18 protein-coding genes and 3 tRNA genes are annotated in these 14,626 nt (G+C 68.8%); 5 read left to right on the top strand and 16 right to left on the bottom strand.

The window, feature by feature from the left end; genetic code table 11:
• Positions 1 to 51 precede the first annotated feature (51 nt).
• A complete protein-coding gene (locus ABD093_RS02230; RefSeq protein WP_193117447.1) occupies positions 52 to 1,212 on the bottom strand; it encodes a mannose-1-phosphate guanylyltransferase in 1,161 nt (386 codons plus the stop codon).
• A 278-nt stretch (positions 1,213 to 1,490) separates the two neighbouring features.
• Between ABD093_RS02230 and sdhC the strand changes: the two genes are divergently transcribed.
• The 4 genes from sdhC to ABD093_RS02210 all read left to right on the top strand — a co-directional run bounded on the left by sdhC (position 1,491) and on the right by ABD093_RS02210 (position 4,956).
• The gene (gene sdhC / locus ABD093_RS02225; protein WP_193117448.1) at positions 1,491 to 1,868 is read left to right on the top strand and encodes a succinate dehydrogenase, cytochrome b556 subunit; all 378 of its coding nucleotides are present in this window, start codon (positions 1,491 to 1,493) and stop codon (positions 1,866 to 1,868) included.
• A gap of 2 nt (positions 1,869 to 1,870) precedes the next feature.
• Positions 1,871 to 2,329, top strand: coding sequence for a succinate dehydrogenase, hydrophobic membrane anchor protein (gene sdhD / locus ABD093_RS02220; RefSeq protein ID WP_193117449.1), 459 nt, complete (start codon positions 1,871 to 1,873; stop codon positions 2,327 to 2,329).
• 81 nt (positions 2,330 to 2,410) lie between these two features.
• Complete coding sequence (gene sdhA, locus ABD093_RS02215; protein ID WP_193117450.1) at positions 2,411 to 4,186, top strand: succinate dehydrogenase flavoprotein subunit; 1,776 nt, start codon at positions 2,411 to 2,413, stop codon at positions 4,184 to 4,186.
• Complete coding sequence (locus tag ABD093_RS02210; RefSeq protein WP_343922167.1) at positions 4,186 to 4,956, top strand: succinate dehydrogenase iron-sulfur subunit; 771 nt, start codon at positions 4,186 to 4,188, stop codon at positions 4,954 to 4,956. Before sdhA ends, ABD093_RS02210 begins: the two co-directional genes overlap by 1 nt.
• Positions 4,957 to 5,062: 106 nt before the next feature.
• Here the strand turns inward: ABD093_RS02210 and ABD093_RS02205 are convergent, their stop codons facing one another.
• From ABD093_RS02205 to ABD093_RS02155, 11 genes are all read right to left on the bottom strand, one after another.
• Positions 5,063 to 5,884, bottom strand: coding sequence for an exodeoxyribonuclease III (locus ABD093_RS02205; RefSeq protein ID WP_193117452.1), 822 nt, complete (start codon positions 5,882 to 5,884; stop codon positions 5,063 to 5,065).
• A gap of 145 nt (positions 5,885 to 6,029) precedes the next feature.
• Positions 6,030 to 6,254, bottom strand: a complete 225-nt coding sequence (locus tag ABD093_RS02200) for a hypothetical protein (protein ID WP_343922165.1) — start codon at positions 6,252 to 6,254, stop codon at positions 6,030 to 6,032.
• 147 nt (positions 6,255 to 6,401) lie between these two features.
• Entirely contained in the window at positions 6,402 to 7,298 is an 897-nt protein-coding gene (locus ABD093_RS02195; RefSeq protein WP_193117454.1) for a bifunctional methylenetetrahydrofolate dehydrogenase/methenyltetrahydrofolate cyclohydrolase, read from the bottom strand.
• 177 nt (positions 7,299 to 7,475) lie between these two features.
• A complete protein-coding gene (glyA, locus tag ABD093_RS02190) occupies positions 7,476 to 8,744 on the bottom strand; it encodes a serine hydroxymethyltransferase (RefSeq protein WP_319021567.1) in 1,269 nt (422 codons plus the stop codon).
• A 62-nt stretch (positions 8,745 to 8,806) separates the two neighbouring features.
• Positions 8,807 to 9,934, bottom strand: a complete 1,128-nt coding sequence (locus ABD093_RS02185; RefSeq protein WP_193117455.1) for a UDP-N-acetylmuramate dehydrogenase — start codon at positions 9,932 to 9,934, stop codon at positions 8,807 to 8,809.
• Positions 9,931 to 10,407, bottom strand: coding sequence for a MaoC/PaaZ C-terminal domain-containing protein (locus ABD093_RS02180; protein ID WP_343922162.1), 477 nt, complete (start codon positions 10,405 to 10,407; stop codon positions 9,931 to 9,933). The genes ABD093_RS02185 and ABD093_RS02180 overlap by 4 nt, the downstream gene beginning before the upstream one ends.
• A gap of 154 nt (positions 10,408 to 10,561) precedes the next feature.
• Positions 10,562 to 11,011, bottom strand: a complete 450-nt coding sequence (locus ABD093_RS02175) for an FAS1-like dehydratase domain-containing protein (protein ID WP_193117457.1) — start codon at positions 11,009 to 11,011, stop codon at positions 10,562 to 10,564.
• Between the two features lie 194 nt (positions 11,012 to 11,205).
• Entirely contained in the window at positions 11,206 to 11,376 is a 171-nt protein-coding gene (gene rpmG, locus ABD093_RS02170; RefSeq protein WP_029360274.1) for a 50S ribosomal protein L33, read from the bottom strand.
• A gap of 97 nt (positions 11,377 to 11,473) precedes the next feature.
• A tRNA-Met gene (locus ABD093_RS02165) sits at positions 11,474 to 11,550 on the bottom strand.
• A 54-nt stretch (positions 11,551 to 11,604) separates the two neighbouring features.
• Positions 11,605 to 11,677: transfer RNA gene (locus ABD093_RS02160), tRNA-Thr, on the bottom strand.
• 111 nt (positions 11,678 to 11,788) lie between these two features.
• Positions 11,789 to 11,870, bottom strand: a tRNA-Tyr gene (locus ABD093_RS02155).
• Between the two features lie 251 nt (positions 11,871 to 12,121).
• Between ABD093_RS02155 and ABD093_RS02150 the strand changes: the two genes are divergently transcribed.
• A complete protein-coding gene (locus ABD093_RS02150; protein WP_193117458.1) occupies positions 12,122 to 12,610 on the top strand; it encodes a YajQ family cyclic di-GMP-binding protein in 489 nt (162 codons plus the stop codon).
• 103 nt (positions 12,611 to 12,713) lie between these two features.
• On the opposite strand, the gene ABD093_RS02145 is transcribed toward ABD093_RS02150, so the two are convergent.
• The 4 genes from ABD093_RS02145 to ABD093_RS02130 form a co-directional block, all read right to left on the bottom strand.
• Positions 12,714 to 12,986, bottom strand: a complete 273-nt coding sequence (locus ABD093_RS02145; protein WP_226850029.1) for a hypothetical protein — start codon at positions 12,984 to 12,986, stop codon at positions 12,714 to 12,716.
• Between the two features lie 59 nt (positions 12,987 to 13,045).
• Positions 13,046 to 13,306 (bottom strand): hypothetical protein, encoded by a 261-nt coding sequence (locus tag ABD093_RS02140; RefSeq protein ID WP_193117459.1) that lies wholly within the window; start codon positions 13,304 to 13,306, stop codon positions 13,046 to 13,048.
• Positions 13,307 to 13,647: 341 nt separating this feature from the next.
• The gene (locus ABD093_RS02135) at positions 13,648 to 14,130 is read right to left on the bottom strand and encodes a hypothetical protein (protein WP_193117460.1); all 483 of its coding nucleotides are present in this window, start codon (positions 14,128 to 14,130) and stop codon (positions 13,648 to 13,650) included.
• 121 nt (positions 14,131 to 14,251) lie between these two features.
• Entirely contained in the window at positions 14,252 to 14,521 is a 270-nt protein-coding gene (locus ABD093_RS02130; protein WP_343922158.1) for a WXG100 family type VII secretion target, read from the bottom strand.
• Between the last annotated feature and the right edge of the window lie 105 nt (positions 14,522 to 14,626).

The raw sequence follows: 14,626 nt of genomic DNA, 5'->3' as shown, positions 1-14,626 counted from the left end.
GATCCTCGATGCCTTCTCTGCCGTGTCCAGCTGTGCGATGTCCCGCCGCGATCAGCGCAGGCGTCCACGACCATGCTCGTCGAGCAGGTCGACGAGCCGGGTGAGGTCCTGTGCATGATCGTCGGCGAGCACCAGCAGGGCGTCCTCGGTGTCCACGATGCTGATGCCCTGCAGCCCGACCAGGGCGATGTGACGATCGGTGGAACCGTACACCGTGGCCGCAGAGCCGATGGCATCGACCGTCGAGGTGCCCAGCACCCGGACATCCGAGCCGTCTGCGTCGGGCCCCCACTCGCGCAGCTGGCGGGCGAGCGCGGCGAAATCGCCGACGTCGTCCCAGCCGAAGGAGGCCGGCACCACGGCGACCCGTCCCGCCGCTGCGAGAGGCTCGGCGAGGGCATGGTCGATCGCGATCGAGGTCAGGGTGGGCCAGTTCCGTGCCAGCACCTCGTCATACTTCTCGGTGCCGGAGGCCGCGGCGATCTCCCGCACGCCCCGGGCGAGGCCGGGGATCTGCACAGCGAGCTCGTCGAGCAGCACCCGGGCACGCACGACGAACATCCCGGCGTTCCAGAAGAAGGTCCCGGCCGCGACGAACCGCTCGGCCGTGTCCAGATCCGGCTTCTCCACGAACCGCGAGACGGGGAGGGCGCCGAGCGCACGACATGCCGCAGGATCCGTGCCGGGTCCTGCCGGATGCTGTTCTGCCGGGGCCTGCTCGATATAGCCGAAGCCGGTCGCCGGTGACGTCGGCCGGATCCCGAGGGTGACGAGGTAGCCGAGCTCCGCGACCTGGCGCGCGGCCGCGACGTCTCGGGCGAAGTCCTCCGGCGCGGAGATCAGATGGTCCGCAGCGAAGGAGCCGATCACCGCGTCGGGCTCCTCGTGCTCCACGAGCGCGGCCGCGAGCGCGATCGCCGGCATCGAGCTGCGCGGGGAGGGCTCGGTGATGATTCGGGCCCGCACGCCGGACCCCGGGGAGCCCATCTCGTCCAGCTGCACCCGCACCGCCCCGGCTTGCGCGCCCCCGGTGACGATGATCGGTGGGCTGTCGGCCAACGGCGCCAGGCGCTGCACCGTCTGCTGCAGGAGCGAGGTGCCGCTCCCGGTGAGATCCAGGAGGAACTTCGGTCGGGCACGGCGTGAGAGCGGCCACAATCGGGTGCCGGCACCGCCGGCCGGGATCACGGGGATGAACGGAGCCTCAGGCATCTGCCCAGGGTATCCGGGCCCGGAACCCGCCAGCGGCAGGGGCATCGGGATGTGTCGTCGGGCCCCGCAGGGTGCCCCCGACCTGCACATCACGGTGCTACGCTGGCTCTGCCCCTGTCGGGGGCGATGATGATGTCGCCGTGTCGTGAACCAGGTGCCCACGGGGTGCCTCGAGCGCCGCGAAGGCCGTCCGGGCACGCCCCGGGGGTCCGCGCGCCCCACCACTTCGGTGATGCATCCCGTTCCCGGCGTTCACCCGTCGCTTCTGGAGGAACTCCGTGGCATCAGCCAAATCCGGGACGCTGTATCGCGGTCGCGAAGGCATGTGGTCCTGGGTCGCTCACCGCATCTCGGGAATGCTCATCTTCCTGTTCCTGCTCGTGCATGTCCTCGATACCGCATTGGTGCGGGTCTCCCCTGAGGCATACAACGAGGTGATCGGCCACTACAAGACCATCGTGTTCGGTCTCGGCGAGATCGGACTCGTCGCCGCGATCGTGTTCCACGCCCTCAACGGCCTGCGCATCATCCTCGTGGACTTCTGGTCCAAGGGCACCACGCATCAGCGGGCCCTGTTCTGGGGCGTCGTGATCGTCTGGGCCGTCCTGATGGTCGGCTTCGTCCCCCGTCAGCTCATGCACATGTTCGGAGCCTGATGATGAGTGCACAGTCTGCAACCTCGATTCCTGATCCCACCACGCGCTACCGCCGCACCGGCCAGCGCGGTCTCAACACCGAGATGATGTCGTGGCTGTTCATGCGCATCTCCGGTGTCCTGCTCGTGATCCTCGTCTTCGGCCACCTCTTCGTGAACCTGTGGCTCGGCGAGGGCGTCAAGGGCATCGACTTCGCCTTCGTCGGCGGCAAATGGGCCAACCCGTTCTGGCAGGTCTGGGACCTCCTGATGCTCTGGCTCGGCCTCATCCACGGCGGCAACGGCGTGCGCACGATCATCAACGACTACGCGCGCAGCTCCACGCTGCGGCTGACCCTCAAGGGCCTGCTGTACTTCGCGGTCGTCGTGACGGTCGTCCTGGGCACCCTGGTGATCTTCACCTTCAACCCGTGCCCCGTCGGCGCCGAGCCGAGCCTGCTGCCCTCCTTCTGCGAAGGCTGACGGCCTCCCCCCGGGAGCCGGCAGGTCCGGCTCCCGACCCAGTTCTCACCGGTCGACCCCGAAACGGAGCAGTCACCAGACATGCAGACCCATAACTACGACGTGGTCATCGTCGGTGCCGGCGGCGCCGGCATGCGCGCCGCCCTGGAATCCTCCAAGGACTCCCGCACCGCGGTCGTCACCAAGCTCTACCCCACGCGCTCCCACACGGGTGCGGCGCAGGGCGGCATGTGCGCCGCCCTCGCCAACGTCGAGGAGGACAACTGGGAGTGGCACACCTACGACACCGTCAAGGGCGGTGACTACCTGGTCGACCAGGACGCCGCCGAGGTGATGGCCAAGGAGGCCATCGACGCGGTGCTCGACCTCGAGAAGATGGGGCTGCCGTTCAACCGCACCCCCGAGGGACGCATCGACCAGCGGCGCTTCGGCGGCCACACCCGCGAGCACGGCGAGGCGCCCGTGCGCCGCTCCTGCTACGCCGCGGACCGCACCGGTCACATGATCCTGCAGACCCTCTATCAGAACTGCGTGAAGCAGCAGGTGGAGTTCTTCAACGAGTACTACGTGCTTGACATCCTCATGACCGGCGATCCCCGCTCCGACGAGGGCGTGCGCGCCTCCGGCGTGGTCACCTACGAGCTGGCCACCGGCGAGATCCACATCTTCCGGGCGAAGTCGGTCGTGTTCGCCTCCGGCGGCTTCGGCAAGATCTTCAAGACCACCTCGAACGCCCACACCCTGACCGGTGACGGCCCCGCCATGGCGTTCCGTCGCGGCATCCCGCTGGAGGACATGGAGTTCTTCCAGTTCCACCCGACGGGCCTCGCCGGCCTCGGCATCCTGCTGTCGGAGGCGGCCCGCGGAGAGGGCGCGATCCTGCGCAACTCGAACATGGAGCGCTTCATGGAGCGCTACGCCCCGACGCTGAAGGACCTCGCCCCGCGCGACGTGGTCGCCCGCGCCATGGCCAACGAGGTGCGCGAGGGTCGAGGCTGCGGACCGAAGAAGGACTACGTCTACCTCGACCTCACCCACCTCGAGCCCGCGCACATCGATGCGAAGCTCCCGGACATCACCGAGTTCGCCCGCACCTACCTGGGCGTGGAGCCGTACACGGACCCCGTGCCCGTCTTCCCGACGGCGCACTACGGCATGGGCGGCATCCCCACCAACATCCGTGGTGAGGTGCTCCGCAACGCCACAGACGTGATCCCGGGGATGTACGCCGCCGGCGAGACCGCCTGCGTCTCGGTCCATGGCGGAAACCGTCTGGGCACCAACTCGCTGCTGGACATCAACGTCTTCGGTCGCCGCGCCGGGATCGCCGCCGCGGAGCACGCCAAGACCGTGGAGCTCGCCGAGCTGCCCGAGAACCTCGAAGCCCCCACGGTGGAGCTGCTCGAGCGTCTCCGCGATCGTCCCGCCACGGAGGACCGCGTGGCGAACATCCGTCTCGAGCTGCAGGAGGTCATGGACGCCAACGTCCAGGTGTTCCGCACCGATGAGACCTGCCGTATCGCGCTCGCCAAGATCGTGGAGCTCAAGAAACGCTACGAGACGGTCGCCATCCAGGACAAGGGGCGTCGTTACAACCTCGACCTCATGGAGGCCGTCGAGCTCGGCTTCCTGCTCGATCTCGCAGAGATCGTGGCCATCGGGGCGCTGCACCGCAAGGAATCCCGCGGCGGCCACTTCCGGGAGGACTTCGACAAGCGTGACGACGTCAACTTCCTCAAGCACACCATGGCCTACCGCACCCTGGAAGGCGAACAGGGCGAAGAAGGCACTTCGATCCGTCTGGGCACCAAGCCCGTCGTGATCACCCGCTACGAGCCGAAGGAGCGCACGTTCTGATGACTGCCGTCGCAGAGAAGTCCCAGGCCGAGTCCCCGCAGCCCGAGGTCGAGGAGATCCCCTCCTTCGACGTCACGCTGCGCATCAATCGGTTCAACCCCGAGGACGAGAAGGGCTCCTACTGGGAGGACTTCACCGTCACGATGCACGGCACCGACCGTGTGCTCGATGCCATGCACGAGATCAAGTGGCATCTGGACGGGTCCCTGACCTTCCGCCGCTCCTGCGCACACGGCGTGTGCGGGTCCGACGCGATGCGGATCAACGGTCGCAACCGCCTGGCCTGCAAGACGCTCCTGAAGGACCTCGACGTCGACAAGCCGATCACCGTCGAGCCCATCAAGGGCCTGCCGGTCGAGAAGGACCTGATCGTCGACATGGAGCCGTTCTTCGACTCCTACCGCGAGGTCATGCCGTTCCTCGTGGCCAAGGGTCAGGAGCCCAGCAAGGAGCGCCTGCAGTCCGCCGAGGAGCGCGAGCGCTTCGACGACACCACCAAGTGCATCCTCTGCGCCGCGTGCACGTCCTCGTGCCCCGTGTTCTGGACCGACGGGCAGTACTTCGGCCCCGCCGCGATCGTCAACGCGCACCGCTTCATCTTCGACTCGCGCGATGATGCCGGTGAGCAGCGCCTGGAGATCCTGAACTCGAAGGAGGGCGTGTGGCGCTGCCGCACGACCTTCAACTGCACCGAGGCGTGCCCCCGCGGCATCCAGGTGACCAAGGCGATCGCCGAGGTCAAGCAGGCTGTGATCCGCGGCCGCGTCTGAGCCGCCCGGGAGTGCTGCCCCCTGGGGAGCCACCCGCGAGCAATGCCCCCTGAGGACCAATTCTTCGTCGAACATCGGTCCGCAGGGGGCATTTCTGGTGCCGTCCTCAGGAGTAGGAGATCACCAGGGGTGCGTGGTCGGACCAGCGGGTGTCGTAGCTGGGGGCGCTGTCGACCTGTGCCGTCGACGCCCGGGCCGCGAGATCCGTCGTCGCGAGCTGGTAGTCGATCCTCCAGCCCGAATCGTTGTCGAAGGCCTTGCCGCGCTGGGACCACCAGGTGTAAGGGCCGGGGCCGTCCCCGTGCAGCGTGCGGTGCACGTCCACGTATCCGGCGTCCGACGTGAGGCGATCCAGGTAGGCGCGCTCCTCGGGCAGGAACCCGGCGGACTTCCGGTTGCCCTTCCAGTTCTTGATGTCCCATTCGGTGTGGGCGATGTTGATGTCGCCGGTGAGCACCACGTGGCGCCCGTCGGCCCGCAGCTGCTCGAGACGTTCCATCATGATGTCGAGGAAGGCGTACTTGTCGGTCATGGTCTGCGGCTTCTCGGTGTTGCCGGAGTGCATGTAGCACGAGATGACGGTGAGGGTGCGGCCATCGCCGAAGGGGTCAACGACGTCGGTCTCCAACCAGCGACCGGTGTGCGCCGGCTCGGTGAGACCCGGCAGACCGCCCCGTGCTCCGTCGAGGTCGACATCCTCGCGCGAGGAGCGGACGGCGATCGCGACGCCGGCACGGCCCTTGAGCTCCGACGCCTCCCCGACGATGGTCCAGTCGTCCCCGACCAGCCCGGCGAGCAGCTCCCCCGGGGCGCGCACCTCCTGGAGAGTGACGACATCCGCGGACGTGGAGGCGAGCCAGTCGCCCATTCCCTTCCGGGCGGCGGCGCGCAGGCCGTTGACGTTGACGGTGGCAAGAGTGAAAGTCATGCCCGCCAGTATTCCAGGCCGAGCTGACGTTCTCCGCGCTCCACGCGCACCCGACGCTCCGGACGCTCCGGACGGTCCCGACGCTCCCGACGGTGCGAATGCTCCTGATGATGGGGATGCTGCGACTCCGGTGCGGCGGGCCGGTTCACGGCAGGTACGGGCTCGGCGTCGCCGCGGAGAGGAGGATCTGGTCGATCGGCCCGCCGTGCTCCCCCAGGTGCCCTCCGAGCAGGAGACCGACGGCGGAGATCGGTGACGGCACAGCTCCGTCACCGATCCCCTGGCTGACCGCGATACCTGTGGCGCCGCCCACCCTGTCGGCATGCTGCTCGGCCTGCTCGACGCTCATCCCCCAGAATCCGGACCCCATCGCTCCCCGTCTCCACCCGCTCAGAACCGTCTGCGGACGCTGCTGCCCCGCGACTGCGTTCACCGTATCCAGGGGCTGGACGGGCCACCATGGGGAGGGGTCCCCATGACGGCCTTCCGAGCGGAGGTGGCCGGCGAGGCCGCCCGATCAGTCCGCAGAGACCGCAGCCGCGCGCTCGGCGGACTCGACGACGTTCTTCATCAGCAGCGCGCGGGTCATGGGGCCGACGCCACCGGGGTTGGGGCTGATCCAGGCGGCGACCTCGGCCACCGCGGGGTCCACGTCGCCCACGAGCTTCGCCTTCCCGCCCTCGGGGTCCTCCTGACGGGAGACGCCGACGTCCAGCACGATCGCGCCCGGCTTGACGTCCTCGGGGCGCACCAGGTGGGCGGCACCGGCTGCGGCGACGATCACGTCAGCGCGGCGCAGGTGGGCCGGGAGGTCAGTGGTGCCGGTGTGGCAGAGCGTGACGGTCGCGTTGTACTCGCGGCGGGTCAGCAGCGCGCCGATCGAGCGGCCGACGGTGATGCCACGGCCGACGACCACGACGTCCTTGCCGCGCAGATCGAGCCCGTGACGCTCCATGAGCTCGATGACTGCGCGCGGCGTGCAGGGCAGCGGGGTCGTGATCTCGGTGTAGGCGTTCAGCACCAGGCGGCCGAGGTTCATGGGGTGCAGGCCGTCGGCGTCCTTGGCGGGATCGATGCGCTCGAGGATCGCATCGGTGTCGATCTGCTTCGGCAGCGGGAGCTGCACGATGTATCCGGTGCAGGTCGGGTCGGCGTTCAGCTCGTCGACGACGGCCTCGACATCGGCCTGGGTGGCGTCGGCCGGGAGGTGCTTCTGGATGGAGTGGAGCCCGATCTGCTCGCTGTCGCGGTGCTTGCCTCGCACGTAGGCGGCGCTGCCCGGGTCCTCCCCCACCAGCACCGTGGCCAGGCCGGGGCGCTCATGCCCGCCCTCGACGAGGCGGGTGACGCGCTCGGCGAGCTCCTCCTTGATCGTCTTCGCTGTGGCCTTGCCGTCGAGGATCTGAGCCGTCATGGCGCTCCTTGGGGTGTCTGTGCTGATGTCGGTGGGAGGGGCGTGCCGAAGGGATGTGCGGAGGGTGTGCCGAGGGGACGCGGCCGGTGACCGGAGCGCTGGAGGGCTCCCCGGTGCGCGCGAGCGCCGGGAACAGCCGTGGGACCCGGCATGGAGATGCCGGGTCCCACCTGTCGATCAGTACTGCTCGAGGTCGGCGTACAGCGGCTTCGCGTCGGCGAGGGCCGCGGTGCGCCGGCGGAGGGACTCCAGGTCCTCGCCGCCGGTCAGGGCCAGCGCGATGACGTCGGCGACCTCGGTGAACTCCGCGGCGCCGAAGCCACGGGTGGCCAGGGCCGGGGTGCCGATGCGCAGGCCCGAGGTGACGCGCGGCGGCCGCGGGTCGTTGGGGACGGCATTGCGGTTCACGGTGATGCCGGCCTCGTGGAGGCGATCCTCGGCCTGCTGGCCGTCGAGCTCGCTGTCAACCAGGTCCACCAGCACCAGGTGCACGTCGGTGCCGCCGGAGATCACCTTCACGCCGGCAGCCTTGGCGTCCTCCTCCTGGAGGCGATCCGCGAGGAGCTTCGCGCCCTCGAGCGTGCGGGCCTGGCGGTCCTTGAAGTCCTCGGTGGCGGCCACCTTGAGGGCCACGGCCTTCGCCGCGATGACGTGCATGAGCGGGCCGCCCTGCTGACCGGGGAACACGGCGGAGTCGATCTTCTTGGCCCACTTCTCGGTGCACAGGATCATGCCGGAGCGGGGGCCGCCGATGGTCTTGTGGATCGTGGTGGAGACGACGTCCGCATAGGGGACGGGGCTGGGGTGCAGGCCGGCCGCGACGAGTCCCGCGAAGTGCGCCATGTCGACCCACAGAGCCGCGCCGACCTCGTCGGCGATCTCCCGGAACGTCGGGAAGTCGAGCTGCCGGGTATAGGCGGACCAGCCGGCGACGATGACCTTGGGCTGCTCGGCCACGGCCAGCTCGCGCACCTTGTCCATATCGATCAGGCCCGTCTCGGGCTCGGTCTCGTAGGCGACGATGTCGTAGAGGCGGCCGGAGAAGTTGATCTTCATGCCGTGGGTGAGGTGGCCGCCATGGGCGAGGGACAGGCCCATGAGCTTGTCGCCGGGGCGGGCGAGGGCGTGCATCACGGCGGCGTTCGCGGACGCACCCGAGTGCGGCTGCACGTTGGCGTGCTCGGCCCCGAACAGCTCCTTCGCCCGGTCGATCGCGATCTGCTCGGCGACGTCGACCTCTTCGCAGCCGCCGTAGTAGCGACGACCCGGGTATCCCTCGGCGTACTTGTTGGTCAGGACGGAGCCCTGGGCCTGGAGCACGGCGCGCGGCACGAAGTTCTCGCTGGCGATCATCTCGAGGGTGCGCTGCTGGCGGGCGAGCTCACGGTCGAGGACTGCGGCGATATCCGGGTCGAGATCGGCGATGGACTGATCGAGGACGTTCACGGGGCCTCCTGCGGTGACGGTCGGGGCGGCGACGGGCGCCGTGGCTACATCCTAGGCCGCGCTCAGAGATCGAGGCCGAGGCGTACAGGTTCCGGGACCAGCTGGATGCCGAAGGTCTCCTGGACCCGTCCCTGCACGTCGCGCGCGAGGGCCACCAGGTCGTCGCTGGTGGCGCCGCCGCGGTTGGTCAGGGCCAGGGAATGCTTGGACGAGACCGCCGCCCGCTCCCCCACGGCGTGGCCCCGCTCCACCCCGGCGTGGCTGATCAGCCACGCCGCGCTGGTCTTGATCCTGCCGTCCCCGGCGTCGAACTGCGGGGCGCCCTCGGGCAGCTCCGCCGCCTGGGATGCCTCGAGGATCGGGTTCGTGAAGAAGGAGCCCGCGCTCCAGGTGTCGTGGTCGGCGGGATCCAGCACCATGCCCTTGGACGCGCGCACGGCCAGCACGGCCTCCCGCACCTCCTGCATCGGCGCCCGGCCCCCTGCCTGGACGCCGAGGGTATCGGCGAGCTGCCCGTAGCGGATCGGGGCGGAGAGGCTGCCGATCGTGTGCTGGAAGGTCACCGAGAGCACCACATAGCGCCCGGTGGGCGAGGCGACGGGCCCGGAGTACCGGGTGCGCTTGAAGATGCTGTCGCGGTAGGCGAACTCGCAGTCCGCGGCGAAGAAGGTGCGCACCGCGTTCTTCTCGCGATCCCAGGTGCGCACCCGGGAGATCGTCGAGGCCACTTCCTGTCCGTAGGCGCCGACGTTCTGGATCGGGGTGGCGCCCACGGTCCCGGGGATCCCGGAGAGCGCTTCGATGCCCACCATCTCCCGGGCGATCGCATAGCGCACCGCCCGATCCCAGGTGACTCCCGCGAAGTATTCGACGATCGCGCCCCCGCAGGTGGGATCCAGCGGCGTGAGGTCCGCCGGGTCGACGGGGATGCCGTCTGGTTCACCGGAGGCGCCGACCTCGCAGGTCGCGTCGAGCAGGGGCGGCTCCTCCGGATCCCGCAGCAGCACGACGGTCCCCGGGAAGGGCTCGTCCGAGGCGACCAGGTTCGAGCCGCCGCCGAGGACCAGCAGCGGCTCGCCGGCCGCGTCCGCGGCGCGGACCGCCTCGATGACCTCGTCGGCGGTTCTCGCCTCGATCAGGTTCGAGATCTCGCCGCCGATGCGCAGCGTGGTGAGGTCGGAGAGCCTCATGCCGTGGCGACCTGGTCCGAGTCAGCGGTCGCGGTCGGCAGCGCGATCGTGGCGCGGGCACGGCCGAGGACCTTGGTGCCGTCGACCTCTGCCGCGATGTCCACCCGTGCGGTCCCGGCACCTTCGTCGATGGCTCCGACCACCGCGACGACCTCGAGGGTCACCGATCCGGTGGCCGGCACGGGAACCGGATTGGTGAAGCGCACCGAGTAGGCCCGCACGGTGGTGGGGTCTCCGAGGGCGTCCAGCAGCCCGGTGACCGCGACGCCCATGGTCAGCATGCCGTGGGCGATCACGCCGGGCAGCCCCGCGTCGGTGGCGACGGTGTCGTTGTAGTGGATGGGGTTGAAGTCCCCCGAGGCCCCGGCGTAGCGCACGAGCGTGTCACGGGTGATCTCATGCGTCGTGCGGGCGATCTCCTGGCCGACGCTCAGGTCGGAGAGGTCGCGAGGGGTGGCGGGTGCGGCGGTCATGTCTGCTCCTGGGATCTCTGCGCGGGTCGGGACGAGGCGACCGCTGCAGGTGGGGGTGGTCTGTCGTCGATGCCGGATCGTCGGCGCTGAATCGTCGGCGCCGGACCATCGATGCCGGATCGTCGGCGCCGGATCATCGACGGTGCGTGACGGGTCAGTCCCCGCGGACGACGATCATGCTGCGCACTGCGGCGACATCGGCCCCGGAGGCGTCGACCAGGTCGACGCGGGTCGCGATCATCGAGTGGCCGCCGGCAGCACGCACGGACTCGACGGTGAGCGTGGGGACCAGGGAATCGCCGGCGACGACCGGTCGATGCAGGGTGAAGGACTCCTCGCCGTGGACGACGCGCGTGAAGTCGATGCCGGAGGCCGGGTCCTCGATGTACTGGGCCTCGGTGGCCTGGGCGAGGGAGACCAGGAACGTGGGCGGGGCGATCACGTCGGCGTGGCCGGCCGCACGCGCGGCCGCCGGGTCGGTGTGCAGCGGCGAGCTCGCCCCGGTCGCCCGGGCGAACTCGGCGATCTTCGCGGCCGAGACGGTGTGCGCAGGACCGGCCGGGTACGTGCGGCCCGCGAAGGCGGGGTCTGGGGTGGTCGTCATGTCATCTCCCGAGGGGACACGGCCGGTGGGGCCGACGGATGCTGTCGAACCGATGATCTCAGGAGAACCCCGGGCCCCGCAGGACGGCGCTCGGAGGAGCCGACCGCTGTGATGCTGGGCTCACCGGTTCCGGATGCACGAAAGGCCACCCGGGACATGCCCGTGTGGCCTTTGGTGACGTGTGCTCGACCTGGTCAGCGGGTCTCGCGGTGTGCCGTCTGCTTGCCGCAGGTCGGGCAGAACTTCGAGAGCTCGAGCCGATCCGGGGTGTTGCGACGGTTCTTCTTGGTGATGTAGTTGCGCGCCTTGCAATCAACACATGCCATGGTGATCTTGGGACGCACGTCAGAGCTCTTGCTCGCCACGGTTCGCCTCTTTCGTCCGGGTGGTGCGCCTGACGGCGCGCCTCGTGGGTCCCCGTACTCGGGGGATGTGGATCGTGCACTCCGGCGGTAGCCGACGTGGTACCGAGGGCGGGGATCGAACCCGCGACCTCACGATTATGAGTCGTGCGCTCTAACCGTCTGAGCTACCCCGGCTTGACCGATGAAACGGCCCGATCTCGAATGAGACCGGGCCGCCGCATCCATCAGAGCCCTGAAAGGGAATCGAACCCTTGACCTTCTCCTTACCATGGAGACGCTCTGCCGACTGAGCTATCAGGGCAACCCGGTGAACCTTACCCTCGTCCTTGCCGCGAGGCAATTCGAGGTCAGGCCCCCGTGCTTCGGGTCACAAGGACCCTCCGCTGCATCAGATCACGAGGATCGTCCGCGGTGGCAGGTGAGGGATTCGAACCCACGAAGGCGATGCCAGCTGATTTACAGTCAGCTCCCTTTGGCCACTCGGGTAACCTGCCAGGCGTTCACTTCCGATGCCTGCCCGATCAGATCGGGTGCCAGCGGAAGCGGACTCGAAACAGCATACCGGCGCTCCGTCGGCGGCGCTAACCCAGAAGCCGTCTATGGTGCATGAAGAAGGTCACAAGGGCTCCTGAGCAGGCCGAACCGTCGCAGCGGGCAAGCTCGTCAGGAGGGCCCCGGACCGCTTCCGGGCCGGACAGACACCACAGTGCCGCCATCGGGCGGCCGCAGGAGGGAAGGACGCACCGTGGCAGATTCATCGTTCGACATCGTCAGCAAGCTCGACCGGCAGGAGGTCGACAACGCCGTCAACCAGGCCGTCAAGGAGGTGGGGCAGCGCTACGACTTCCGCAACACCGGTGCGTCGATCACCCTCAGCGGCGACGAGATCGTGATGACGGCCAATGCGGAGGAGCGCGTGCTCGCCATCCTGGACGTCGTGCAGTCCAAGCTGATCCGTCGCAACCTCTCGTTGAAGGCCCTGGACGTCGGCGAGCCCAAGCAGTCCGGCAAGGAGGTCCGCCTGGTCGCCGGCCTCAAGGAGGGCATCAGCACCGACGACGCCAAGAAGATCTCCAAGCTGATCCGGGAAGAGGGCCCCAAGGGGGTCAAGGCGCGGATCGAGGGCGATGAGCTGCGGGTGTCCTCGAAGAGCCGCGACGACCTCCAGGGCGTGATCACGCTCCTCAAGGGCAAGGATCTCGACGTCGCGCTCCAGTTCGTGAACTACCGCTGAGGCTGCTCCGCAGCTGAGCATGCAGAAGGTCCCGTCCCCCTGGTGGGGACGGGACCTTCTGCATGCCCGTTCGCACACCCCGGCGGGCCGTGCGATCAGCGCGTCACTGCATGTCCGACGTGGTGTCCTGCTGATCGGCGTGCGTGCTCAGAGCGTCCGACCGACGCTGGAACCCCTCGACCAGCGCGTTCACCGCTCCCGAGCAGAACGCGCTCCAATCCTCCCGGAAGCCGTCATAGTCGGGACCGAGCCAGTCGACCGAGGTCACCGTGGTGGTCACCGTCTCGACCTGCTCGAGGATCTGGCGACCCGCCTCGTTCACCGCGGTCGCCACATCGCGCCCCTCATCCGGATTCATACCCTTGAAAGTCATCATCTGCCCCTTGCTGGAAAGTCTGGATACTGCGCCGACGGAAACGGGTGATCCCTGACGGATCAGGCCGACGCCTCCCGCTGTGCACCCGCATTGCGCGCGGCGCGCTCGGCCAGATCGGCGGTCTTCGTGACCACGTGCTGGACCTGCGTGCCGAGGTCCCCATCGAACTCGGTCAGGTACCGGTCCCTGTCCTCACCCGTCCAATCGAGCTCCGCGACGCGGGCCTGGATCTGGGTGTAGATCTGCTGGATCTGCTCACCGGCCTCGGTGATCTGGCTGCCCATCTGCTCGACGGACTCCGGGGTCATGCCCTTCTTCATGGTGTCCTCCATGTGGTAGTTGCCAAGGTCCCCACCTACTCGACACGCAGCGCTGACCCACGGCCACCGGCCGCTTGCTCAACCCGGCTCTCCAGGTGGTGGCGCAACCCTAGACCGGGCTCTCGGCCGGGCACCATGGGGGCGTTCGCGCATGGTCCTCCACATCCCGAAAACACGCTGCAGCCCCAGGTCATCGGGATTTTCCACCGTATCGACCGATTGTGGACAACGCGGTCCCGGACGCAGAGAACCCCGGTACCGCGCCAGCGATACCGGGGTTGCCAGAGTGACCAGGAGTACCGGGTTGTGGGATCAGACCCGGTCCAGCGGCCCGAGACTCCTCAGCTCAGGTCGAGGACCACCGAGTCCTGGATGGAGCGCACGGTCTCGATCTCGTCGTCGGCCATCTCCGCCCCGCAGCTGCCCACGAGCTCCACCACGTCCTTGGCCACCCCTCCGCGGTCGACGACCGCATAGCGGGCCGCCTGCACCACGGTGGGCCGATCCTCCTGGGTGTACCCGTACTCGCTGGCGATCCAGGTGATCCCGTCGACCTCGACCTCGCCCGTGCCGATCTCCTCGAGCCCGGGGAGCGCCGCCTTGCGCTGCTCGAGGCCGGCTCTGGCCGCGTCCCGGGTGAACTCGGGGCCGAAGCGCTGCACGGTGACGACGACGTTCGCGCGGAACTGACCGTCCACCCGCGGCTGGGCCACGGCGAGCTGGACTCCGGGCACCGTCAGGGTCTCCCAGTCATCGGGGACCTCGACCGTGATCCGGGGAGGACCAGGGAAATCCGGGCTCGGGTACGAAATGCTCCTGGGCATTCACAACTCCATTCTTCCCGTCGGCAACGGCGCCAAACATATCAGCAAGCCAGATGCGGGATTCCCGAGCAGAACGACTGCCCGGGTTGCTCCGGCTCCTGCACGGGACCGACGACGGCGATCAGGTCGAGGAGGCCCCGTCCTGCTCGGCGGCGTTGCGATCGGCCATATCCCCCAACTCGTGGACCGAGGTCATGATCCGCTGCATCGCCGGGACCATCTCGCTCGACCACTGGCCCCGGAAGCGATCCGCATCCGGTCCGGTCCAGTCCACACCCTCGAGACCGGAGGTGAGCTCCTGTTCGATCTTGGTGATCTCCGCAGCCGCCTCGCGCAGCTGGCCGGACATCCGGCGGACCTCGTCGACGTCCATCCCCTTCGTGGCATTCACGATGTGGTTCCCCTTCCTGGTGACTCGCGCTCCCGCCGCGTCGGGATGTGGCCCGCCGCGGGTGGACAGGCACACTCTAGAGCGATGCGGCAGCCCGGACCATGG

Origin of the sequence: Brachybacterium tyrofermentans, from assembly GCF_039526165.1 — a bacterium.
GTDB lineage: Bacteria > Actinomycetota > Actinomycetes > Actinomycetales > Dermabacteraceae > Brachybacterium > Brachybacterium tyrofermentans.
This window is presented reverse-complemented; position numbering and strand designations above follow the sequence as displayed.

What these genes read in the sequence shown, in the direction of transcription:
- ABD093_RS02230 (WP_193117447.1), bottom strand. Translation starts at nt 1,212, where the DNA reads ATGCCTGAGGCTCCGTTCATCCCCGTGATCCCGGCCGGCGGTGCCGGC.
- sdhD (WP_193117449.1), top strand. Translation starts at nt 1,871, where the DNA reads ATGAGTGCACAGTCTGCAACCTCGATTCCTGATCCCACCACGCGCTAC.
- sdhA (WP_193117450.1), top strand. Translation starts at nt 2,411, where the DNA reads ATGCAGACCCATAACTACGACGTGGTCATCGTCGGTGCCGGCGGCGCC.
- ABD093_RS02210 (WP_343922167.1), top strand. Translation starts at nt 4,186, where the DNA reads ATGACTGCCGTCGCAGAGAAGTCCCAGGCCGAGTCCCCGCAGCCCGAG.
- ABD093_RS02205 (WP_193117452.1), bottom strand. Translation starts at nt 5,884, where the DNA reads ATGACTTTCACTCTTGCCACCGTCAACGTCAACGGCCTGCGCGCCGCC.
- ABD093_RS02200 (WP_343922165.1), bottom strand. Translation starts at nt 6,254, where the DNA reads ATGGGGTCCGGATTCTGGGGGATGAGCGTCGAGCAGGCCGAGCAGCAT.
- ABD093_RS02195 (WP_193117454.1), bottom strand. Translation starts at nt 7,298, where the DNA reads ATGACGGCTCAGATCCTCGACGGCAAGGCCACAGCGAAGACGATCAAG.
- ABD093_RS02185 (WP_193117455.1), bottom strand. Translation starts at nt 9,934, where the DNA reads ATGAGGCTCTCCGACCTCACCACGCTGCGCATCGGCGGCGAGATCTCG.
- ABD093_RS02180 (WP_343922162.1), bottom strand. Translation starts at nt 10,407, where the DNA reads ATGACCGCCGCACCCGCCACCCCTCGCGACCTCTCCGACCTGAGCGTC.
- ABD093_RS02175 (WP_193117457.1), bottom strand. Translation starts at nt 11,011, where the DNA reads ATGACGACCACCCCAGACCCCGCCTTCGCGGGCCGCACGTACCCGGCC.
- ABD093_RS02145 (WP_226850029.1), bottom strand. Translation starts at nt 12,986, where the DNA reads ATGATGACTTTCAAGGGTATGAATCCGGATGAGGGGCGCGATGTGGCG.
- ABD093_RS02140 (WP_193117459.1), bottom strand. Translation starts at nt 13,306, where the DNA reads ATGAAGAAGGGCATGACCCCGGAGTCCGTCGAGCAGATGGGCAGCCAG.
- ABD093_RS02135 (WP_193117460.1), bottom strand. Translation starts at nt 14,130, where the DNA reads ATGCCCAGGAGCATTTCGTACCCGAGCCCGGATTTCCCTGGTCCTCCC.